21 protein-coding genes are annotated in these 21,451 nt (G+C 68.0%); 9 read left to right on the top strand and 12 right to left on the bottom strand.

The window, feature by feature from the left end:
* The 3 genes from ACXJKR_RS05605 to ACXJKR_RS05615 form a co-directional block, all read left to right on the top strand.
* Positions 1–420, top strand: a 420-nt coding sequence (locus ACXJKR_RS05605) for a hypothetical protein (protein ID WP_457321439.1), incomplete at its 5' end; no start/stop codon positions are given.
* Between the two features lie 224 nt (positions 421–644).
* Positions 645–1,097 (top strand): DUF3592 domain-containing protein, encoded by a 453-nt coding sequence (locus ACXJKR_RS05610; RefSeq protein ID WP_457321440.1) that lies wholly within the window; start codon positions 645–647, stop codon positions 1,095–1,097.
* Positions 1,098–1,251: 154 nt separating this feature from the next.
* On the top strand, positions 1,252–3,138 hold the full coding sequence (locus ACXJKR_RS05615) for a putative Ig domain-containing protein (RefSeq protein WP_457321442.1): 1,887 nt from the start codon (positions 1,252–1,254) through the stop codon (positions 3,136–3,138).
* 290 nt (positions 3,139–3,428) lie between these two features.
* Here the strand turns inward: ACXJKR_RS05615 and ACXJKR_RS05620 are convergent, their stop codons facing one another.
* Together ACXJKR_RS05620 and ACXJKR_RS05625 are read right to left on the bottom strand one after the other, a co-directional pair.
* A complete protein-coding gene (locus tag ACXJKR_RS05620) occupies positions 3,429–3,941 on the bottom strand; it encodes a YcxB family protein (RefSeq protein ID WP_457321444.1) in 513 nt (170 codons plus the stop codon).
* Positions 3,942–3,948: 7 nt separating this feature from the next.
* Positions 3,949–5,190, bottom strand: coding sequence for a cation:proton antiporter (locus ACXJKR_RS05625; RefSeq protein WP_457321446.1), 1,242 nt, complete (start codon positions 5,188–5,190; stop codon positions 3,949–3,951).
* 192 nt (positions 5,191–5,382) lie between these two features.
* Between ACXJKR_RS05625 and ACXJKR_RS05630 the strand changes: the two genes are divergently transcribed.
* The gene (locus ACXJKR_RS05630) at positions 5,383–6,153 is read left to right on the top strand and encodes a PEP-CTERM sorting domain-containing protein (RefSeq protein ID WP_457321447.1); all 771 of its coding nucleotides are present in this window, start codon (positions 5,383–5,385) and stop codon (positions 6,151–6,153) included.
* 24 nt (positions 6,154–6,177) lie between these two features.
* On the opposite strand, the gene ACXJKR_RS05635 is transcribed toward ACXJKR_RS05630, so the two are convergent.
* Entirely contained in the window at positions 6,178–6,450 is a 273-nt protein-coding gene (locus ACXJKR_RS05635) for a helix-turn-helix domain-containing protein (RefSeq protein WP_457321449.1), read from the bottom strand.
* A gap of 214 nt (positions 6,451–6,664) precedes the next feature.
* Here ACXJKR_RS05635 and sodC point away from each other — a divergent pair, with 214 nt between their 5' ends.
* Positions 6,665–7,201 carry a superoxide dismutase [Cu-Zn] SodC gene (gene sodC, locus ACXJKR_RS05640; protein WP_457321451.1) on the top strand — a complete coding sequence of 179 codons (537 nt, stop codon included), beginning with the start codon at positions 6,665–6,667 and terminating at the stop codon, positions 7,199–7,201.
* 21 nt (positions 7,202–7,222) lie between these two features.
* On the opposite strand, the gene ACXJKR_RS05645 is transcribed toward sodC, so the two are convergent.
* Complete coding sequence (locus ACXJKR_RS05645; protein WP_056191348.1) at positions 7,223–8,191, bottom strand: AraC family transcriptional regulator; 969 nt, start codon at positions 8,189–8,191, stop codon at positions 7,223–7,225.
* Positions 8,192–8,267: 76 nt separating this feature from the next.
* Here ACXJKR_RS05645 and ACXJKR_RS05650 point away from each other — a divergent pair, with 76 nt between their 5' ends.
* On the top strand, positions 8,268–9,503 hold the full coding sequence (locus tag ACXJKR_RS05650) for an MFS transporter (RefSeq protein ID WP_457321453.1): 1,236 nt from the start codon (positions 8,268–8,270) through the stop codon (positions 9,501–9,503).
* Positions 9,500–10,510 (top strand): NADP-dependent oxidoreductase, encoded by a 1,011-nt coding sequence (locus ACXJKR_RS05655; RefSeq protein ID WP_457321455.1) that lies wholly within the window; start codon positions 9,500–9,502, stop codon positions 10,508–10,510. Before ACXJKR_RS05650 ends, ACXJKR_RS05655 begins: the two co-directional genes overlap by 4 nt.
* Before the next feature lie 9 nt (positions 10,511–10,519).
* Here ACXJKR_RS05655 and ACXJKR_RS05660 read toward each other — a convergent pair whose 3' ends face one another.
* From ACXJKR_RS05660 to ACXJKR_RS05670, 3 genes are all read right to left on the bottom strand, one after another.
* Positions 10,520–13,123 carry a cbb3-type cytochrome c oxidase subunit I gene (locus ACXJKR_RS05660; RefSeq protein WP_457321457.1) on the bottom strand — a complete coding sequence of 868 codons (2,604 nt, stop codon included), beginning with the start codon at positions 13,121–13,123 and terminating at the stop codon, positions 10,520–10,522.
* A gap of 305 nt (positions 13,124–13,428) precedes the next feature.
* A complete protein-coding gene (coxB, locus tag ACXJKR_RS05665; protein ID WP_457321459.1) occupies positions 13,429–14,394 on the bottom strand; it encodes a cytochrome c oxidase subunit II in 966 nt (321 codons plus the stop codon).
* Positions 14,395–14,648: 254 nt separating this feature from the next.
* Positions 14,649–14,990 carry a c-type cytochrome gene (locus ACXJKR_RS05670; RefSeq protein WP_457321461.1) on the bottom strand — a complete coding sequence of 114 codons (342 nt, stop codon included), beginning with the start codon at positions 14,988–14,990 and terminating at the stop codon, positions 14,649–14,651.
* A 91-nt stretch (positions 14,991–15,081) separates the two neighbouring features.
* On the opposite strand from ACXJKR_RS05670, the gene ACXJKR_RS05675 reads away from it, so the two are divergent.
* Positions 15,082–15,723, top strand: a complete 642-nt coding sequence (locus ACXJKR_RS05675; protein ID WP_457321463.1) for a c-type cytochrome — start codon at positions 15,082–15,084, stop codon at positions 15,721–15,723.
* On the opposite strand, the gene ACXJKR_RS05680 is transcribed toward ACXJKR_RS05675, so the two are convergent.
* The 4 genes from ACXJKR_RS05680 to ACXJKR_RS05695 form a co-directional block, all read right to left on the bottom strand.
* Complete coding sequence (locus ACXJKR_RS05680) at positions 15,647–16,309, bottom strand: cytochrome b (RefSeq protein ID WP_457321464.1); 663 nt, start codon at positions 16,307–16,309, stop codon at positions 15,647–15,649. The two genes, ACXJKR_RS05675 and ACXJKR_RS05680, sit on opposite strands and share 77 nt — an antisense overlap.
* The gene (locus ACXJKR_RS05685; protein WP_457321466.1) at positions 16,306–17,064 is read right to left on the bottom strand and encodes a cytochrome c oxidase assembly protein; all 759 of its coding nucleotides are present in this window, start codon (positions 17,062–17,064) and stop codon (positions 16,306–16,308) included. The genes ACXJKR_RS05680 and ACXJKR_RS05685 overlap by 4 nt, the downstream gene beginning before the upstream one ends.
* Before the next feature lie 174 nt (positions 17,065–17,238).
* A complete protein-coding gene (locus tag ACXJKR_RS05690) occupies positions 17,239–18,615 on the bottom strand; it encodes a M28 family peptidase (protein WP_457321468.1) in 1,377 nt (458 codons plus the stop codon).
* Positions 18,616–18,618: 3 nt separating this feature from the next.
* Complete coding sequence (locus tag ACXJKR_RS05695; RefSeq protein WP_457321470.1) at positions 18,619–19,599, bottom strand: MBL fold metallo-hydrolase; 981 nt, start codon at positions 19,597–19,599, stop codon at positions 18,619–18,621.
* An 88-nt stretch (positions 19,600–19,687) separates the two neighbouring features.
* Between ACXJKR_RS05695 and ACXJKR_RS05700 the strand changes: the two genes are divergently transcribed.
* The gene (locus tag ACXJKR_RS05700) at positions 19,688–20,620 is read left to right on the top strand and encodes a LysR family transcriptional regulator (RefSeq protein WP_457321472.1); all 933 of its coding nucleotides are present in this window, start codon (positions 19,688–19,690) and stop codon (positions 20,618–20,620) included.
* A 97-nt stretch (positions 20,621–20,717) separates the two neighbouring features.
* Here ACXJKR_RS05700 and ku read toward each other — a convergent pair.
* On the bottom strand, positions 20,718–21,451 hold a 734-nt coding region (gene ku / locus ACXJKR_RS05705), incomplete at its 5' end, for a non-homologous end joining protein Ku (RefSeq protein ID WP_457321474.1).

The raw sequence follows: 21,451 nt of genomic DNA on the forward strand, positions 1-21,451 counted from the left end.
GCCAACGACGCCAAATTGTGGCTTGAGAAGGCGAGCAAGCAAAACCATCCCCAGGCTAAAGAAGTTCTTCAGCTTTTCACTCGCAAATACCGAGTCGGCCCACCGAACAAGTTGAGCGTCGTGGATATATTTGAGAACGCAGCCATCCTTGCTCGCCTGAAGGCTGACGCAGCGCCGGAGGTGAACGCGCGCTGCTTAGGTCACACGCCAGACTCGTACAAAGCAGCGGCCGAGACGGTTTTTGAAATCTGTACCTCTCAAATTCGAGCGGCTTCCGGCGACTGGATACCGGTGGACCAAGCCAAGGCTGTCGCAAAGGAATGGTCGCAGTGCACCAATCGCGAAATTCTTCGCTCAGCCGGCATCTCCTACGAGACCTTTATTAAATGCCGCTGGTCTGAGGCACCCAAACCTCAATAAACGGTTGTTCAGGCCGATTGATGCAGTGCTTGAGCTACGGAGCCTTAGCCGCCGCCGGCCGATGGTCAAAGCTGAGCACCCGCGCCAGCCTCCACACCCCGGCCTCGCGCTTCCACAGGTGCACGAACTTCGCCTCCTCCGACCCTGGCTCGCCCTTTCGGGCAAAGACATGCCGGCCCTTTACCCATGAACCGCATGCATACATACGATGAAGGTCGCCTGCCATGCAGATAGGCCCGCTGCTTATCTTCCTGATCGGCCTCGCCCTGGCAGGCTATGGCACTGCCTTCCTGAGGAGGGCTACGCGTGCTGCGGCTTTCATCGAACTGCCCGCCACGCTGATGGATCTGTGCGTCAACGAACGAACCAATGCCGGCTTTCGCCAGCGCTGGCATGCCGTTGAAGCGCAGTTCCAATACGTGGTGGCGGGACAGGCTTACGAGTCCAGGCGAGTGGGCATCGACCACCGCTCGGGCTGGATGGAAAGCCCGCGTGAAGCGAATGCCCTGGCCGGCGATATCCGCCAGCGCTCGACCTGCTTTGTCGACAGCAGGAACCCGCACCACGCCGTGCTCGTCTCGGAGATGCCCAAACACCGCCGCCAGCACTACATCGCGAACATCGCGGCCGGGCTGCTGCTCATCGCGCTAGCCATCGCCCTTTGGGCGGCGGCCTGACGGCATCAAGCCGTCGTCGCGTTCTCCACCCGCCGCCGGTAGCGCAACGCAAGCGTGATCAGCAAGCAATTGGGGGCCGTGAAGAATGCCATCGGCGCCTTCGGCATCCACCCCGAATGCTGCGCCAGGGCGCTTCTAGAATCGCCGCGCCCGCATGCGGGACGACATCAAAAGCACGGGGAGGACGGATATGAGGGCCACGGGTCTTTGCGCAGCCTTGGTTTGCGCTGCAATTTCCATCGGCTGTGGCGGTGGGGGCGGCAGCAGCACGCCGACGCCGCCAGCACCGACGCTGTCCTACGCCGCACCCCAGGCCTACGTGCAGGACCAGGCGACATCGACGCTGGCGCCGACCACATCAGGCACCGTGACGTCGTTCAGCGTCGCACCCGCGCTGCCGGCCGGCCTTGCGTTGAACACCACCACGGGCGCCATCTCGGGCACGCCTACCGCCGGCACCGCTCCCGCCGACTTCACCGTCACGGCGACGGGGCCCGGCGGCTCGGCCAATGCAAAGATCCGCCTGGCTGTCCAGCCTGCCGCCAAGGTCACTCGCATGACGGTGGCGGGCACCTCGGTCGCTCCGCTGGTGACGCTCGACGGCGCGGCGCTCGGCCTCACTGGCACCGTCTACGCCAAGGCGAGCGACAAGGACGGCGTGATCGGCTCGACCGTCGCAGTCACCGCCAGCGGTGGCAGCTATGTCCTGGAGTTTTCGACCGCCGGCTCCGCCACGGCAGGCGTCCATGCCGGGCAGGCGGTGGTGAGCCTCTGCCAGGACACGGCCTGCGCTGCGCCGCAGGCGACGTCCACGCTGTTCGTGAACTACAGCGTCAACGTCCTTGCCGCAGGTGGCGCCTGGCCGGGCAATCACCTGACGGCGCTCTCGCCCGTCGCGGGCGCACCGGAATGGGCCACCTTCCAGGGCAACGCCGCCCACACCGGTTACGTGCCGGTCACGCTCGACGCCAACAAGTTCGACACCCGCTGGCAAATCACGGTGCCGTCCTTCATCTATTTCAACGGCCGCTTCAACCTCGGCACGGTCACCACGGCAGGCGGCAACTTCTACATCGCCGGAGACAACGCCGTTTCGGCTCGGCGTGAGCATGACGGTGCCAGCGTCTGGAGCTACAGCTTCGGCGAGCTGCCCTACCCTTCCACCAATCCGCCGGCCGTCAGCAACGGGGTCGTCTATGTCGCGGCCGGTCAGCAATCGTCGACCTATATGTTCGGCCTGGACGCCAGCAACGGCACCGTGCTGTTCAAGTCCCGCATGTCATCTCAGTGGGAGCACTATCTCGCGCCCACCGTGGGGCCCTCAGGCGTGTACACCAACGCGGGAACCTACGGCGGGCTGTATGCATTCAGCACGCAGGGCACCGAGTTGTACTTTGCCGGAGCCGCACAGCAATCTGCGTGGACCCCAGCCGTCGACGCCAACGCGGTGTATGCCTATACCGGCAACTCCCTGCAGGTGTTCGACCCTGTTTCCGGCGCGCTCAAGATGAGCATCGCCGATCCGTCCTTCACGAACTACATCTACGAAATCGGCGGCTCCCCCGTCCTCGGCGGCGCCAACTCCGTGTTCGCCGCGGCCTATGCCAACAGCTTTCTGAATGGCGGAGGGATCGGCAATTCACTCCTGCACTTCAACCTCCAGTCGCGGACCGTCGACTGGTCCATCAGGGGCGTCTACCCCTCGACGCCGGCCTATGACGCGGGCGTCGTCTACGCGGCCAATAACAACCCCTTGCGACTCGAGGCCCGCTCGGAAGCCGACGGCTCGCTGCTCTGGTCCTGGACGCCCCAGGCGTCTGGCGATACGGAATTCGTCARTGAGGTCCTGCTCACGAAGAACACCGTGATCATCAGTACCAATACCTCGACCTACGTCATCGATCGCTCGGCACACCGAACGATCTGGAGCTATCCAGCATCGGGCAATCTCGCGCTGTCACCGAACGGCATTCTGTACATCGTGTCGCAAGCCGGCTGGTCCGGCTCGACGGCAACGATCACGGCCATCAACGTTCAATAAGTCAGCCAAATCCGGGCGAGAGCGCAGTGCACCTGCGTGCGGCGGCCCGGGGCGCAGGGCACGGCCAGGGCCGCCGACAGCAGGCCGGCCATCGTCGAACAGAGCGCATGGGAGTTCCTTGCAAGGGCTGCAGCCTGCGCAGTTTGCAAAGCGCATCCATGAGCGGCATCGGCAGGCGACAAACTGCACCTGGCAACGAACAAGTCGGCGATGGGCCGGATAGCCCGCTGCCTGGCGCATGTCCGCCTCGGCACCCGCAGCCCGGTTGGCGCGCGCGGCGCTGCCGGGCCTCAAGACAGCTTGCGCGGCGTATTCGCAGGTCCCACCTGGCGCACCAGCATTGCCCTGAAATCACCTTGAGCTTCCATCGAGTCGAAGTACCGCTTGGGGATCAAACTGAACAACAGATCAGACTGGTAGAGAACAAAAACCACCTTGGTTTCTCGCCATCGGTAGACGTTCTCCCAGGGCATCAAGCCTTCGCCATTCACCGTCCGGAACTGCAGGCCGGCTTCGCCAATCTCGACCGATGCCGGCTGGTGAAGTGATCGCTGCTGCGCATACAGGCGCCGCACCTTCCACGGCAGATAAAACCAATACCAGGCGGGGAAGTAGCAGATTGCCAGCACGCCCAGCACATCAGACCAGGAGCCTTCCCCTCGCCACCACGAACCCAGCATGAAGACCAATGCGGCCAGGGCAAGGATGACGATCAAGATGCCGAGCACTGCAAATGCAGGGCGAGGCTTGAAGCCGGCGCGAATCGCTGACAGATAGTCGTCGGAGCTCAGCTGGATCTGCATGGCGAGCTCAGGCGGCTCTGGCGTTATCGACCCGCCGATATCGCAACGCCAATGTGATCAATGGGCTGGTCATCGCCGTCGTGGCCAGGGCCATGATGAGCAGGATGGTGAACATGTCGGGCCCGATGAGGCCGACGTCCAGGCCGACCTTCATGACGATGAGCTCCATCAGGCCGCGGGCGTTCATCAGCGCGCCGGTGGCCATGCTTTCGGCGCCATTGAGGCCGGCCACGCGGGCGCCCAGCCAGCCGCCCACCAGCTTGCCGACCGTCGCCACGCCCACCACCAGCAGCATGGCGCCCAGGGCGCCGCCGACGAACGCCGCGTGCGTGGTCGACAGGCCCGCCAGCGCGAAGAACAGCGGCATCAGCAGCACGATGGACAGTGGCTCGATGCGCTGCATCAGCGACTGCAGAAGGCGGTCGTCGCGCGGCAGCGTGGCGCCGAACAGGAAGGCGCCGAACACCGCGTGCAGGTGCAGCCATTCGGTCGCGGCGGCACAGCCCAGCAAGCCCAGCATCAGCGCCGCCAGCACGCCCAGCGAGGGCTCGCCATCGGGCGCCCGGGCGGCCAGCAGGCGGGCATAGACCGGCCGCACGACGAGGTAGAGGACGGCGAGGATGGCCAGCGTGCCGGCGGCGATCCGGGCCAGGCCGGCATAGCCTTCACCCACTCCCGCAAGGGCGACGACAAAGGCCAGCAGCACCCAGGCGAACACGTCGACGACCGCAGCGCCCGCCAGGGCCAGCTGGCCGAAGCGCGTCTGCGTCATGCCGCGGTCCTTGAGGATGCGGGCCATGACGGGGAAGGCGGTGATGGACACGGCGGCCGTCATGAACAGCGCAAAGGGCCAGAAGCCCACGCCCGCCGGCGCCAAGCCCGGGTGCAGGGCGGGCGTGATGGCCAAGGCCAGGACGGCCGGCGCCAGCACGCTGAGCAGGCCGACGCTACCGGCTGACCGCAGCTGCGAGCGCAGGCCGCCCGGCGCGCGGATCTCCAGGCCGACGACGAACATGAAGAGCACCAGGCCCAGCGTGGCCAGCGCATTCAGGCCACCCAGCAGGGGCTTGGCGAACAGCTGGGCATGCAGCTCCGGAGCGTAGAAGCCCATGACCGCTGGGCCGAGGACGAGGCCGGCCGCCATCTCGCCCACCACCTGCGGCTGGCCCAGATGACGCAGCAACCAGCCGCAGCCGCGGGCCACGCCGAGGATGACGATGAGTTGCAGAAGCAGGGTGGTGGTGGTCATCGGATCGTTGAACGGCGCCTGAACGGCACGCTGGGGCGGTGAATTTTAGGTGGCCACCCCGCAGCGCTCATTCGGCCCGCCAACAGGGGCGCGACGACCCTTGCCCGGCTCGACTGTGGGTCATCCGTGGGTGGAGCGCCGTCGGACGGGCGCGCAACATCGGCGGCTCCAACCCACGATCAGGAGAGCCCCATGACCTCTGCGACAAGCCAGCGTAGTCCCCTTGCCACGCTGCTGGCGCCAGCCTTGGCGCTGGTGCTGTCGGCCCCCGCGTCTGCCACGGTCTGCCCGACCGCGACGTTCGACCAGATCCTGGCGCTCGGCAACTGCACCATCGCAGGCTCCAACTTCGATTTCACCCAGCGGCAGCTGCCCTCGCACCCGGTCTGGAACAACGGGCCGTTTGCCGGCAACACGAAGCTGGCGCCGGACGCTGCGGCGGTCGTCTTCACGCCCGACAGCAGCCCCGGCAGCATCGGCTTCACGCTGGCGATGGACTTCGGCGTCGTGGGCCAGGCCTCCCGCTTCGACCCGTTCGCCCAGACGGTCAAGACCGGCAACTACATCGATGCGACGCTGGCCTACTTCAGCATCACCAACGCGGCTGGGATGGGCCTCAGCGGCTACTCGGTGACGATGGGCAACGTGGTGGTCACGCAGACCAGCTTCGACGCCCTCGTCTACGCCAATCTGAACAGCGCCACCGCGGCGGTCAACAACGCAGGGTTCACGCGGCTCACCGACGCCGTTGACTATGGCGCCGTGCTGCCGGGCACCTTGATCTACGCCGCCAACCTCAGGGCCTACGAGTACTCGCCCGACGCCGCACATGGGGCTCGCTTCGGCACCGTCAGCTTCGAATTCGCCCAACAGGCATTGGCGGTGCCGGAGCCCGAGACGGCCCTGTTGTGGTTGGCCGGGCTGGCGGGCATCGCCTGCATCGCGCGTCGTCGCACGGGCTGAAATCGCACGCGCCTGGCGTTGACCTCAGGCCGCTTTCTTGCCTGCCCGCCCCGCACTGGGCGCATGCCCGATCACCCGCTTGAACGCCCGGCTGAATGACGCCTCGGACTCGTAAGCCAGCCGGTCGGCCGCCGTGGCCACGCGCATGCCGTCCTGGGCGATCCAGCGGCGAGCCTGAAACATCTTGATCTTGGCGACGTAGCGGGCCGGGCTCTCGCCCACGGTGCGCGTGAAGGCGTCGGCAAAGCTGGAGCGCGGGGCGCCCATGACGTCGGCCAGCTCGGGCAGGCTCCCCATCGCGCTCGGGCTCGGCGTGGATGGCAGTGACGACCGTGCCGATCTTGGGGCAACGCAACTTGCGCCCCGATGACGGGCACCTCGCGCCCCCGCCTGTAGACGCATCGGCCAGGTCTCGCCTGTCCGCACATCCCTTGTCCGCTTTGTGCCCGGCAGCCCGTCTGTCAGGGCAGGGCTGAACGAGGTGTCCGGCCCGCTGTCAGGGAGACCCACCATGCGCTTCTTCTCCATCGCCACGCTGCTGGCCCTTCCCGTCGCCGCGGTCCAGGCCGCTGCCATCACCGTGCCCATGCACCTGATCGACAGCCGGGGMGCGGCGCAGGCGATCGGCGAAGTGGTGGTGACCGAATCGGCTTACGGCCTGGTCTTCACGCCGGCGCTGAACGGCCTGCCGCCGGGCAGCCATGGCTTTCATGTGCACGAGAACCCGAGTTGCGCAGCGGGCCTGCGCGACGGCCAGCCGGTGGCGGGCCTGGCGGCAGGTGCCCACCTGGACCCGCTGGGCAGCGGGCGCCACGGCACGCCCTGGGGCGACGGCCACCTGGGCGACCTGCCCGCGCTGGTGGTGGAAGCCGACGAGCGCGCCAGCCATGCCGTGCTGGCGCCACGGCTCAAGCTCGACGACCTGCGTGCACGCTCACTGATGATCCACATCGGCGGCGACAACCACGCCGACCACCCGATGCCGCTGGGCGGCGGCGGGGGTCGCATGGCCTGCGGCGTGACGCCGTCGGGGGCGCGGGAGCAATGAGGGCGGCGCCGGGCCGGCGCTTCAGGGCGACGGCCCGCGCGCCGCACTCGGCGCATGCCCGATCACCCGCTTGAACGCCCGGCTGAACGACGCCTCCGATTCATAGCCCAGCCGGTCCGCCGCCGTCGCCACGCGCATGCCGTCCTGCGCGATCCATCTGCGGGCCTGGAACATCTTGATCTTGGCGACGTAGCGGGCCGGGCTTTCGCCCATGGTGCGCGTGAAGGCGTCGGCGAAGCTGGAGCGTGAGGCGCCCATGACGTCGGCCAGCTCGGGCAGGCTCCAGTCGCGTTCGGGCTCGGCGTGGATGGCGGCGACGACCTTGCCGATCTTGGGGCAGCGCACCGCGGCGATCCAGCCCGTCGCGTCGCTGCAGCCGCATTCCACCCAGGCGCGGATGATGCTGGCGGCCAGCGCGTCGGCCAGCCGCGCCAGGATGCCGCAGGCGCCGATGCGGTCCAGCGCCACCTCGCGCTCCATCGCGTCCAGCAGCACGGGCACCGTCGCGTCTTTCTGCGCCAGGTCGCCGGCCAGCATGACGGGCGGCATCATCGCGATGAGAGGGTGCAGCGGGTCGAGGTTGAAGCGCAGCGCGCCGCAGAACATCACGTCGGTGGCGTCGTCCACCACCGCGGCGGCGGAGCCGGGCGCGGCGCCGACCAGGTAGATGTTCTCCGACACGGCGACGCGCGACAGCGAGTCGATGTCCACCGCCGGCACGTCGGGCGCGCTGGCCAGCACATGAAAGCTGCCATGCGGCAGCAGCACCGCGTCGCCGGCGTTCAGCCGCACCCAGTCGGTGGCCGCGGTGCGCAGCCAGCAGCCGCCGTGGCCGACGAAGTGAAAACGCGCCGAGCGCTGCGCCGGGAAGGCCACGGCCCAGGGCGCGCGCAGGATGCAGCGGCCGTACTCGACGCCGTCCAGGCGCAGGCCCAGCAGGATCTCGGTCAGGGTGTCGCGGCCCTCGGGTCTGGACGAAAAGTCAAGCATCTCGGCGTTCCTGGCATTCAATCGCCGGCAGCCTATTCCTAGCATTCAGACCTCGCTGACAAAGGGACTTGCCGCCGTGACTTCCTCTTCCTGCACTGCCTGCCCCACCGACCCCGGTGGCCACGCCATCGCCGCGCCCGCCCCGGCCCACACCACCGCCCGCTGGCCGGCCGTCGCCTCGCTGACGATGGGCGTCTTCGGCCTCGTCATGGCCGAGTTCCTGCCGGCCAGCCTGCTGACGGCCATGGCCAGCGATCTCGGCATCAGCGACGGCGCAGCCGGCCAGGCCGTCACGGCCACGGCGCTGGTCGGCGCGGTGGCTGCACCCGCGTTGCCGCTGCTGACGCGCAGGCTGGACCGCCGCGTCGTCATGCTGGCCCTGAGCGCGCTGCTGGTGCTGTCCAATCTGCTGGCCGCCACCGCCGGCAGCCTTGCGGCGCTGCTGGTGGCGCGGGTGATGCTGGGCGTTGCGCTGGGTGGTTTCTGGTCGATGTCGGCGGCGCTGGCCATGCGCCTGGTGCCCCAGAACCTGTTCGCCCGCGCGATGTCGGTGATCCTGACCGGCGTGTCGGTCGCCACCGTCTGCGCCGCGCCGGTGGGCGCGTGGATGGGCGACGTGTGGGGCTGGCGCAGCGCCTTCATCGCGGCGGGCGTGGTCAGCCTCGTCACGCTGGCCGTACAGGCCGCCACGCTGCCGGCCCTGCCGCCGCGCGACAAGCCCAACCTGCGCGTGCTGGCCGAACTGCTGCGCCGCCCGCCGGTGCGCGTGGCGCTGCTGGCGGTGCTGCTCGTCATCTCCGGTCACTTTGCCGGCTTCACCTACATCCGCCCGCTGATGGAGCAGGTCACGCACCTGTCGGTCGGCGCCATCTCGGGCGTGCTGCTGGGCTATGGCATCGGCGGCTTCTTCGGCAACTTCGCCGGCGGCTGGCTGGCCGGGCGCAGCGAGCGCCACGCCATCGTGTTCGGCGGCGTGTTGATCGCAGTGCTGGCGGCCTGTCTGCTGGTGGCCGGCCAATCGGCCGCCGTCACCGCCGTGGCCATCACGCTGTGGGGTTTTGCGTTCGGCGCCTTCCCGGTGGGCTTCCAGACCTGGATCGTGCGCGCCGCGCCCGACCAGGCCGAAGGCGCAGGCGGGCTGCTGGTGGCGGCCTTCCAGATCGCCATAGCCAGCGGCGCCATCGGCGGCGGCGTGCTGGTGGATCGCATCGGCGCGCTGGGCGGCCCGGCCTTCGCTGTCGTTGCGTTGACGCTGGGCACGCTGCTGACGCTGCGCCATGGTCCGCGCGCCGTCGCCCGAGGTGCGCAATGAACCGCCGCCTCACGCTCGCCGCCTACCCGCAAGGCCTGCCCGGGCCGGAGCACTTCCGCCTCGACACCCAGCCCGTGCCCGAACCCGCCGACGGCCAGGTGCTGCTGCGCACGCTCTACCTGTCAGTCGACCCGTATATGCGCAACCTGATGGCGCCGGTGGGGCCCGGCTATGCACCGCCGGTGCCGCTGGGCGGCGTCATGGTGGGCGGCACAGTCAGCCGCGTCGTCGCGTCACGCCATGCGAAGTTCAAGCAAGGCGAGCTGGTGCTGGCCAACGCGGGCTGGCAGGAATACGCCGTGAGCGACGGCAGCGACCTGCTGGCTCTGGGCGACGTGACGCAACCGTCGCACGCACTGGGTGGCCTGGGCATGCCGGGCTTCACGGCCTATGTCGGGCTGCTGGACATCGGCCAGCCCAAGCCGGGCGAGACCGTCGTCGTCGCCGCGGCCACGGGTGCGGTCGGCGCTGTCGTCGGCCAGTTGGCCAAGTTGAAGGGCGCCCGCGTGGTCGGCATTGCCGGCGGCGCCGACAAATGCCGCCACGCCGTCGAGATGCTGGGCTTCGATGCCTGCCTGGATCGCCACGCCCCCGACCTCGCCGCGCGGTTGGCCGAGGCCTGCCCGCAAGGCATCGACGTCTATTTCGAGAACGTCGGCGGTGAAGTATTTGACGCCGTGCTGCCGCTGCTCAACCTGCACGCCCGCGTGCCGGTCTGCGGCTTCATCTCGCACTACAACGACGCCGCGCCGCCCACCGGTCCCGACCGCCTGCCTGGCCTCGTCGCCACGCTGCTGGCCAAGCGCATCCGCATGCAGGGTTTCATCATCCTGGATCACTACGGCGAGCGCTTCGACGCCTTCCGCCGCGAGATGGGCGCCTGGCTGGATTCAGGGCGCATCACGCTGCGCGAGGACATCGTCGACGGGCTGGAGCAGGCACCGGCCGCGCTGGCGCGGCTGCTGCAGGGCGGCAACTTCGGCAAGACGGTGGTGAAGGTGGCCTGAGAGCGCGATTCACGCACCGCCCCACGGCAGCAGCCGCGGCAGCAGCAGGCCGGCGGCACCCTCCAGTGCGGCGTAGATGAACAGCAGGCGCAATGCCTCCAGCGTCTTGTTGGCTGGGCGTGGTGCCAGGCCGCGCATCCAGCGCAGTGCGTAGAAGAACGCCGCCAGCACCACGGCCGCCACGACGCTGCCGTGCCAGGCCAGCATCGCGTAGACCGAAGCGCCCTGGCCGCTGGCATCGCCGCGCAGCCCGGCGTGCCACCAGTCGAGCACGTCCACGGCCAGCGCGGCGGCCAGGCACGCCGCGCTGAAGCTCATCAACACGGCGCTGGCGCCGCTGCCGCGCTCGAGCCTCGCCATCAGCGGCCGGGCAGCATAGGCAAGGCCCGCCGACGCACCCAGCAGCAACAGGCCGGGAACCAGCGCGCCGCGCGGCGCGTTGAGCAGCCACCAGTCGGGATGCGCGGCGTACAGGTAGAGGTAGCCGAACATCGCCATCAGGAAGATCGTCCCGAGCACGATGTCGAGCAGCACCGCGGCCCACCAGCCGTGCGCCTGCGGCCCGGCCACATAGGTCGGCAGCAGGATGCCGGCGCCAGCGTCGACCTGGCTCTGCTGCGGCGGCAGGTGCCGGTCGTTGCTCCACACCCAGCGCATCAGGCAGATCACGGTCAGCACGCCGCAGACGGCGCTCAGGGCCATGGCCTTCACCGTCAGCAGCAGGAAGAAGCCGGCCGTGAACAGCGCCGACAGCAGCGGCCACCAGGACGGCCCCGGCATGATCTGCACGTACTGCGGCTCGGCGCGCGCGGGGCTGGTGACGAGCGTTTCGCGCTGGCCGGTGGCCGTGTTCGGCAGGAAGTAGCGCCCGGCTTGCGCGTCGTTGGCCAGTTGGGGGTCGGCCCACAACGGCTCCAGGTCGTTGACCACCGGGATGGAGCGCACGCCGTAGTTGCCCGCCGACAGCCATTCCAGTGTGCCCCCATGGAACGCATTGCGGGCATTGCCGCTGCTGCCGCCACGGGCGTAGCAGCGCACCGCGTCGATGACGAACAGCAGCGCTCCCGCGGCCATGATGAAGGCGCCCACGGTGGAGACCAGGTTCGGCAGGTCCCAGGCACGGTCCGGCAGATAGGTGTTGACCCGCCGCGGCATGCCCATCAGCCCGGTCAGGTGCATGGGCAGGAAACAGACGTGCACGCCGACGAAGCTGAGCCAGAACACCCAGCGCCCGAGCCGCTCCGACAACTGCTGGCCGTTGATCATCGGCGTCCAGTAGTAGAAGCCGGCGAACAGCGGGAACAGCATGCCGCCGATCAGCACGTAGTGGAAATGCGCGACGACGAAGTAGGTGTCGTGCGCCTGGCCGTCGAAGGCGACCATGCCCACCATGACGCCGCTCAAGCCTCCCATCACGAAGATGAGGATGCCGCCGACGAGGAACAGCGACGGCACGTTGCGCTGCACACGGCCAGACGCGAGCGTGCAGATCCATGCGAACACCTGGGCGCCCGCGGGAACGGCCACCGCCATCGACGCCGCTGAAAAATAGCCCGCCGCCAGATCCGGCATGCCGACCGTGAACATGTGGTGGGCCCACACGCCGAAGCTGATGAAGCCGGTGGCGATCATGGCCAGCACGACGAGCTCGTGGCCGACCAGCTTCTTCTGCGCGACGGTGACGACCATGGTCGACACCATCGCCGAGGCCGGGATGAAGATGATGTAGACGTCGGGATGGCCGAAGAACCAGAACAGGTGCTGGTACAGCAGCGGGTCGCCGCCGCGCGTGGCGTCGAACAGCGGCCAGTTGAAGGCGCGCTCCAGCTCCAGCAGGAAGGTGACCATGATCATGGCCGGAAAGGCCAGGATGATCATGACGCCGAAGATCAGGATGGCCCAGGCGTACACCGGCATCTTGGCCAGCGTCATGCCCGGGGCTCGCGTGCGCAGCACGCCGACGATGAGTTCGATGGCGCCGGCGATCGCGCTGATCTCGATGAAGCCGATGCCCAGCAGCCAGAAGTCGGCGTTGATGCCCTTGGCGTAGACCCCCGAGCTCAGCGGCGGGTACATGAACCAGCCGCCCGATGGCGCCAGGCTGAAAAAGACCGAGCCGAAGAAGACCACGCCGCCAATGGCATAGGCCCAGTACGAATAGGCCGACAGCCGCGGGAAGGGCAGGTCGCGCGCGGCCAGCATCTGCGGCAGCAGCAACACGGCAATGGCCTCGACGGCCGGCACGGCGAACAGGAACATCATCACCGAGCCATGCATCGTGAACAGCTGGTTGTAGGTCTCCTGCGGCACGACGCCGGCCAGCGGCGCGGCCAGCTGCACGCGCATCACCAGCGACAGGATGCCGGCCGCAACGAAGAAGCCGAAGGCCGTGGCGATGAACAGGAAGCCGATGAAGTTGTTGTTGACGGCGCTGAACGCGCGCCAGCCCGTGGGCGTTTCCCAGGTCTCTTCCAGCGCCTCGAACTCGCCCGCGGGCCGGCCGCCCTGGGTCGGGAAACGCGCGTAGAGCCGCGTATCGAAACCGGTCTCGGACGGCTCGGCTGCGGCATCGCGGACGGCGCCTTCCACGCCTGGGGCGGCGGGGTGCGTCATCTCTGTTGCTCCGCTGACTTTGGAACACAGCCACAGAGGCACAGAGACACAGAGGAGCCGAGATGAAAGCCTCTCCGTGTCTCTGTGCCACTGTGGCTTTGTTTGGAGTTCATTTCAGTTGTCCATTCCGCGTTCGCGGCACCCGCGACGCATGAAACCGGCGCATTTCGGGCCGAGCGCTGGGCCGCTCCCGAGCCGGCCCGCGATGGCGATGTGCTCGCGGCTCAACGCCGCGGGCATCGCCGTCCCCGCGGGGGACCGGTCAGATGCACCGCGTTCAGCGGTGTGCAGCTGGACGAGGGGCTTCATTTCAACGACTCCATGTAGCTGGCGAGTACGTTCAACTCGTCGGCCTTCAACGAGCGGTAGGCGGGCATGCGGTTGTTCGGCTTGATGGACTGGCTGTCGCCGATCCAGCCGATCAGCGTGCCGCGCGTGTTCGGCAGGATGCCGGCGCCCAGCGACTGGCGCGAGCCGACGAAGGTCAGATCGGGCCCGGATACGCCTTGCGCCGAGGTGCCGGCGACGCGGTGGCAGGCCGCGCAGCCGACCTCGTTGAAGAGCTGCTTGCCGCGCAGCGCCTCGACGCTGACGTTGCTCTCAGGTGCCGGCTTCAGGCGTGAATCCAGCCACCGCTGCCAGTCGGCGGCGTCATGCGCGACGACGACGAAGCCCATCAGCGCATGCGCGCCGCCGCAGAACTCGGCGCATTGCCCGCCATAGACGCCCGCCTTGTCGGCCTGCAGCTTCAGCCGGTTGGTGCGGCCCGGGATCATGTCCATCTTGCCGCCCAGCTTGGGAACCCAGAAGCTGTGGATGACATCCTCCGAGACCATGTCGACGACGACCGGGCGGCCCACCGGGATGTGCAGCTCGTTGGCATCGGCCAGCATCTCGCGGCCCGCCGCATCGAGGTAGGACACGCGCCACCAGTAGATGTTGCCGGACACACGCATGCGCAGCTCGTCGCCCTTGATGGTGGACATGCCCGCGGCCAGCGTGAGGCCCCAGGCCAGCAGCAGCAACAGCACGCCGGCCGGGATGATCAGACCGAACCACTTGACGACGCGCTCGCCGCCGAGCCTGGCGCGCAGCTCATCGCTGCCGTACAGCGCCACCCACATCGCCGCGCAGACGCCCAGGAAGATCAATGTGACGAGCGCGATCAGCACCCAGGCCAGCGTCGTGACCGAGTTGGAGAACGGCCCGTGCGGATCGAGCACCGGCGGCGGCCAGCCGCTCAGGGCCTCAGCGAGGTTAGGGCCTGTCATCCTATGAATCTCCCCCGCGCCGGGGCTGCAAGGGGTGCAGCGCTAGGCGCGAGCCGACGGTCGGGGCCCTTCCCCGACCTAGGTTCGCAACGACGCGGGGCGCCCCTTGCAGCCCCGGCCCTTCGGGTGGCGCCCCACAGAGCCTGCACTCGTCGTTGCAAATCCTCGCCGGGGCCCCACCCCGGCTGCGGCTTGCGCCTAGATTGCAGGCTCTGTGGGGTGCCACGCGGGGGGGATTCATAGGATGACAGGCCCTATAGCGTGAGGAGGTAGGCGGTGACATCGCGAGCTTCCTGGTCGGACATGGGAATGGCCGGCATGGCCGTGCCGGGCACCATCGACGGTGCGTTGCGAACGAACTGCATCAACAAGCCGGGCTGGTTCGGCAGCTGCCCTGCGATCAGGCCTTGCCTGCCGAAGTTCTCGAGCGACGGCCCGAGCCCTCCACGCGGCCATTTCACGTCGGGGAAGGTGTGGCAGGCCACGCAGCCCTTGTCGGCCACGAGCTGCCGGCCCCGTGCGGCGTCCGCGTCGCCCAGGGTCGGCGTGCGGTCGGGCGGGCCATCGCAGGCGGCGAGGCAGGCACAGGCGAGCACGAATAGGAAGCGCCGAACAAGTCCCTCGCGCGCAGCGCATCGCTGGGACTTGYTCGGCGCTTCCTTTGCCAGGGACGATGATTCACCCGCCATGCGCCACCTGTCCCTTCTCATCCTCACGCTGCTGGCCACCGCCTGCACCGATCGCATGAGCCCGAGCGACGACCGCTTCGGCCGCGGCGGTGAGCTGATCGCGATGAGCGGCGGCGAAGGCGGCGCGCGCTACGCCTGCGTGAGCTGCCACGGCGCGCGCGGCGAGGGCAATGGTTTCGACGCACCTCGCCTGGCCGGCCTGCCGGCGGGCTACCTGCAAAAGCAGATGGAGGATTACGCGGCAGGGCTGCGGGCGCACGAGGTCATGCGCGACGTGGCGCGCTTTCTCGACAGCGCCGAACGCGTGCGGGTGGCCCACTACTACGCCGGCCTGCCGCCCAAGGCCTTGCCGCCCGCCACCGCCGAAGCCATCGCCGCGACGACCCCGGCGCTGTACGCCGCGGCCTGCCAGCAGTGCCATGGCGATGAAGGGAGCGGCAGCGCGAAGGGGCCGCCGCTGAATGCCCAGCCGGCCTTCTACCTCGCCCAGCAGCTGCAGGACTGGCAGGTGTCGAAGCGGCGCAATGACGGCAATCATCAGATGCTGACAGCGGCCCAGCGGCTCAAGCCCGAGGAGGTTCATCAGCTGAGCCTCTATCTGGCGCGGATCCCACCACGCCCGGCGCCTGCGGCCCGTTGAGATCGAACATCGAGGGCAGCACGCGGTCGCGCTTGATCACGTAATGCAGCACGGCCGCCCCGGCGTGGCCGGGAATGGCCAGCGCCGTGATCCAGACGACCCAGGCATGCGCCGTCGCGGCCCACTCCATCAGGCGGTGCTGCAGGCCCTCGGACAACTGGTCGAAGGGCAGGTTTGGGAAGGGGATCACACCAGCGATCGACAGCGGCAGGTCACTGGGCAGCGTGGACCACATGACCCAGCCGCTGATCGGCAGCGCGAAGAAGCTGAAGTAGAACCAGACCTCCAGCACATGGCTGGCCCTGCCCGAGAACGATGACTCGTCGACGTTGTCGGGCGTGCCGATCTGGCTGCGCCACAGGAAGCGCAGCGTGCCCAGCAGCATGATCGCCAGCCCGACCTCCGTGTGCGTCTGGTAGCCGATGTACTTGTCGCCGCCCGCCGGCTGCCAGCCCAGGTACCAGCCATAGGCCAGCTGGAAGATCATCAGCGCCGCCATCGCCCAGTGAAAGGCCACGCCGATCGGCGAATACAGCCCGCGCCGGTGATGGCCCTCGGCCCATTCGATGGCGGCAACGAGATTCATGCCGGCCCGGCGCGCAGGCCGCGTGCACGTTCAGCGCGCATCCAGCGCCAGCCTATCCACATCGCGGCGGCCAGGTAGGCCATGCTGCCTGGCGCCCACATCACGATGYCGGCGAGCTGCTGGTCCTGCAGCGGCGAGACGCCCCAGCTCAGCGCCGATGCGAAGTGCGGCGCATACAGCGGCCGCGCGGCGAACGTGATCAGCGCGCCCAGCAGCCCCATCAACACCGTCGTGGCGAGGATGGCGCCCGTTGCTGCGACCGCGCCGGAGCGCCGCACCGCGACCCAGAAGGCGACCGCGCTGGCCAGCAGCGTGAACTGCATCAGTGCGTACAGGGCCACCGACGATAGGGCCGCCGCGTAAGGCGCGGGCGCGTGCCAGGTCCAGAACGTGACGGTGGCGACGGCGGTGCTGGTCCACAGCGGTGTCGGCAGGCGGCGCAGCCAGCGTTCCAGCCCGATGGCCAGCAACGGCGCCATCGCCAGCACCAGGGCCATGTGATGGACCACCCGTATGGTGAAGAACGCCGAGCTCAGCGCACACAGCGGCGACACGTAGAGCAGGGCCGCCAACGCCCAGGCGCAGCGCAGGCAGCGCAGCTGTCTCGGCGTTGCAGCCTGCGCCGCTGACGGCCGCCACAGTGCCAGCGCCAGCAGCACGAGGCCCGTGCCGAGCACCGGGTCGAGGTTCCATCGGCTCAGCCAAGCGTCCGGGCCGGGCGCCTCGCCGCAATAGGGAATCCACCGGCCGTCCATGGTCGTCTTCCGCGTCTAGTTCAACGCTGCACGGGCACACGACTTGCCCGCGTTCGTGGCCGCCCCACGAGAGGGGGCCGGTCCGGGAGCGCAAGGCTTTGCGGCAACTTTTGCCGTAGCCCGTTCAGCCCTTGAGCGCCGTTTCAATCGCCGAGATGGCGAGCTTGCGCATATCTACGGCGCGTTCGCTGCCAGCCAGGCAAACGTCGTGTAGGCGGCGACGTTCTGGTTCAAGGACGCGGGGTCGATCTTGTCCAAGGTGTCATTGGCGCTGTGATGATGATCGAAGAGGTCCGTGGCATCCTGTGCGAGCTGGATCCACGGCACGCCACGCTTGGCCAGGAAGCCCAGATCCGGTCCCGGTGCGCCAGCGGCACCGTCGAGCGTGATGCCCAGCGGAGCCAGCGCGCGTGACAGCCGTGCCGTGAGCTCAGCGTCCAGCGGCGGATGACGCAACGCGTAGATTGGCCCTGCGCCCCAATCGCTTTCGATCGCCAGATAGTGCCGCGACAGATCGCCCGCATCGCGCGCCGCATAGGCGCGTGCACCATCGAAGCCGTTCTCCTCGTTGGCGAACAAGACCACGCGGATCGTGCGGCGGGGTGCTTGGGGCAGCTGCTTGATCAACGCCCCGGCTGCCATCGTCAGAGCTACGCCGAACCCATCGTCGACTGCGCCCGTGCCGAGATCCCAGGAGTCGAGATGCGCAGACATCATCACGATCTCCCGCTTGGCGCCTCGCCCAGTGATCTCGCCGATCACGTTGTACGAGATGCTGTCGGCCTGCGTTTGCGTCGCGATGTTTAGGCGCAGCCGTACCGAGGGATACCGCTGCCCAAGCCGTTCAAGGAGATCCGCATCCGGGCCCGAGATGGCGGCGGCCGGGATCGCGTTCCCGGGAGCGTAGTTCACGCTGCCGGTGTGCGGCAGCCGGTTGTCGTCGGTTCCCAAGGATCTGATCAGAAGCGCCACGGCGCCCTTGGTGGCGGCCAACGAGGCGGCACTGCTGCGCATCTGCAGGACCCGCGCGTATCCCGACCCATCGCGGTCGCGTTCCATGCGCCGGGTGAGCAGGACGATCCTGCCGCGCACCGATTCGGCCGGCGCCGACTGCAACGCTTCGAAGTCTTGGAATCGCACGATCTCGGCATCGAGCGGGCCGTTGGTTCCCACGCTGTTGCCCAGCGCGGTCACGGCAAGGCGCTGCGTGATCGGCGCAGTGACATCTGCGCTCTCGGACAGCCGGCGCCAAGCCGTGAACTTGACGGGCTCCGTGTAGACCTTGTCGTAGCCCAGCGCATGGAACTTCGCCACGGCCCACGCCACCGCGCGGGCGTCGGCCTCCGACCCGGCGGGGCGCGCGCCAACCTCCGTGGTCAGCGATTCGACAATCTTGAACGCCCCGCTGTCCGCCAGCGCGCGTTCCCTCAGGAACCCGGCGGTCGCTTCGTCGGCTGCGGAGGCCGGCAACGTTTCAGCGCCCGTGAAAGGGCATGCCAGACACGCGGCCAGCAGCAGTGCCGCGGAGTGATTCAGCAACCGCTGGGCCATGGTTCACTTCGCCTCGTAGTGGTCGTTCACGTAGGTCATGGGGATCCACCGGTAGCCTGGGCCATCGGGGCGCAGATGGCCGACGCCGGGGAACGAGATGTGGTCGGCCGCGACCCAATACCGGCCCTTGACCGCGTCGGCGAACGCCTTCTTGCGCGTTGCTGCGGCGGCCTTGGGATCGACGTCGAAGACGATGGTCACGCCCGGGTTGGGCATCTGAACTTCCGCCACGTGGACCAGGTCGCCCCAGAACACCAGCTTCTCGCCCTTGCTCTCGAGCGCGTAGAACGTGTGGCCCGGTGTGTGGCCCGGAGCGGGGATGGAACGGATGCCGGCGAACAGCTCGGTCGCGCCGGAGAACGTCTTCACCTTGCCGGCATCGACATAGGGCTGCACCTTGGCCGAAGCCTCGTCGAAGTACTTCTTCGCCGCCTCCGGCGCCCGCGCGCGGTTGTCGGGGCTCAGCCAGTGCGCGACTTCCTTCTGCTCGATGTGGACCGTGGCGTTGGGAAACACGATGCGCTGGCCATCCATCAAGCCACCGGTGTGGTCGGTGTGGATGTGCGTGATCAGGATGTCGGTGATCTGCGCCGGCGTGACGCCCACCGCCTTGAGACTGGCCTCGAGCTTGTTCAACGTCGGGCCGTAAAGCTCGCCGGTGCCGGCGTCCATCAGGATCAGGCGGTCACCCGCCCGGATCAGGTAGGCGTTGACCGAGGCATCGACCTCGGTCGTCTGATACGTGTCCGCCAGGCGCGACGCGACCTCGCCGGGCTTGGCGTTGGTCAGCAGGTTCAGCGTCGGGATCGGCAGCGTGCCGTCGGAGAGCGCCGCGACCTCGAAGTCGCCGAGCTTGAAGTGGTAGTAGCCGGCTTGATAGCGGCTCACCTTGGTCGCAGGCGCCTCGGCCGCGGACGAGACCGGGGCGACCAGGCTGGTGGCGACAGCGGCGGCCAGGAAGGCCGCAAGGAAGGTGCGTTTCATCGTGAGGCTCCTGTTAAGCGATGAAAGGCACTATATTTATCGCCATCTTGTTTATAAAGATCGATATAGCTATTTCACAATCAACGATATGGAAACAATGATCGACAACCTGGCCGAGCTGACGATCTTCGACAAGGTCGCCAGTGCCGGCAGCCTCACGGGGGCCGCGAACGCGCTGGGCCTGTCGCTGGCAGTGGTCAGCAAACGCCTGGCCGCCCTCGAGGCGCGCATGGGCGTTCGCCTGCTCAACCGGACCACGCGGCGGCAGTCCATGACGCAGGAAGGCGAACGCTTCCACCTGCATTGCGTGCGCATCCTTGCGGAGGTGCAGCAGGCCGAGGTGGTGATGCAGCACAGCCGCACCGACATCAACGGGCACCTGCGGGTGACGGCACCGCGCATGCTGGGCACGCGCTATCTCGCCCCCCTGGCGGCGCAGTTCCAGGCCATGCATCCGGCGTTGCGGATCGAGATCGTCTTGAGCGACGACGTCGTGGATCTCGTGGAACAAGGCATTGACCTGGCGCTGCGCTTCGGGGTGCTCAACGACTCGACGATGACGGCACGCCACATCGCCGACAGTGAGCTCGTCCTGTGCGCCGCGCCGGACTATTTGCGGCGCTTCGGCTCTCCCGACACGCCTGCTGCGCTCTCAGCGCACAACTGCATCCTCTACGGCACGCGAAGCACGCGGCACTGGCTCTTCCAGCATGAAGGCAAACCGGTCTCGGCCGAGGTGAACGCGACCTTCCTGTGCAATGACGGCAACGCGGCCAAAGCACTCGCGCTCGCCGGCGGCGGGATCTTTCTCAAGTCGATATGGGATGTGGGCTCGGAGCTGAGGGAGGGAACGCTGGTGCGCGTCCTGGGGCGATACAGCATCCCCAGCGCACCGCTGCATGTCGTGTACCCGCATGCATTGCATCTGGCCCCGCGCGTACGCCACTTTGCCGACTACGCTCTCCAGGGCCTTCGCGGCGAATGGGCGCTGCTTGCCGATCAGGCCTCCGCCAGCGCTTGACTTGCCGTCAGCGGACCAGAGCAGAACCTGGCGGCGTCTTCGGCGGCGCAGTCGAACAGGCTAAAGGTGTTCCCGCAGGACGTCGGTGCGCCTGATTTCACGCGGCCTTCCTGCCACGCTTGGCCGCGGGCTTGGCTGCCGCCTTCTTCGCTGGCGCCTTTTCTGCTGGCGCCTTCTCCGCCTTCTCGGCCTTGCGCGCTTTGCCACCCAGGCTCTGTCGCAGCAACTCGGTCAGGTCGACGACATTCGAGCCACCGAGGTCCGGCGCCTCCTCGAAGGGCTGCACGGTCGCCGTCTTGCCGGCCTTGGCCTTGCGCTTGACCAGCTCATGGATGGCGCTCGTGAAGTCGTCCTTGAACTTCTCGGGCTTCCAGGCCGCAGTCATCTGACCGATGAGCTGCTGGGCCATCTTCAACTCGGCCGGCTTGACGCCCGCGGCACCGGCCGTGGGCAGGTCCAGCGCATCGGGCGAACGGATCTCCTCGGCCCAGCGCAGCACGCCCAGCATCAGCGCCGGGCCGGCGGGGATCAGCGCCGCGAGGTGCTCCTTGTTGTGCAGCACGAAGCGCGCAATGCCGATGACACCGGCCTTGTCCAGCGCCTCGCGCAGCAGCGCATAGACGCGGTCGGCCCGGCCATCCGGCGCGAGGTAGTAAGGCTTTTCGATGTAGACGAAGGACACGTCCGCCGCCTTGACGAAGTTCTCGATCTGGATGGTCTGGGTGCGCTTGGGATAGGCGGCCTTGATCTCGTCGTCGGACAGCACCACGTACTCGTCGCTCTCGAGCTTGACGCCCTTGACGATGTGCTCCTTGTCGATCTCCTTGCCGG

The sequence above is a fragment of the Roseateles sp. P5_E11 genome (assembly GCF_054049355.1).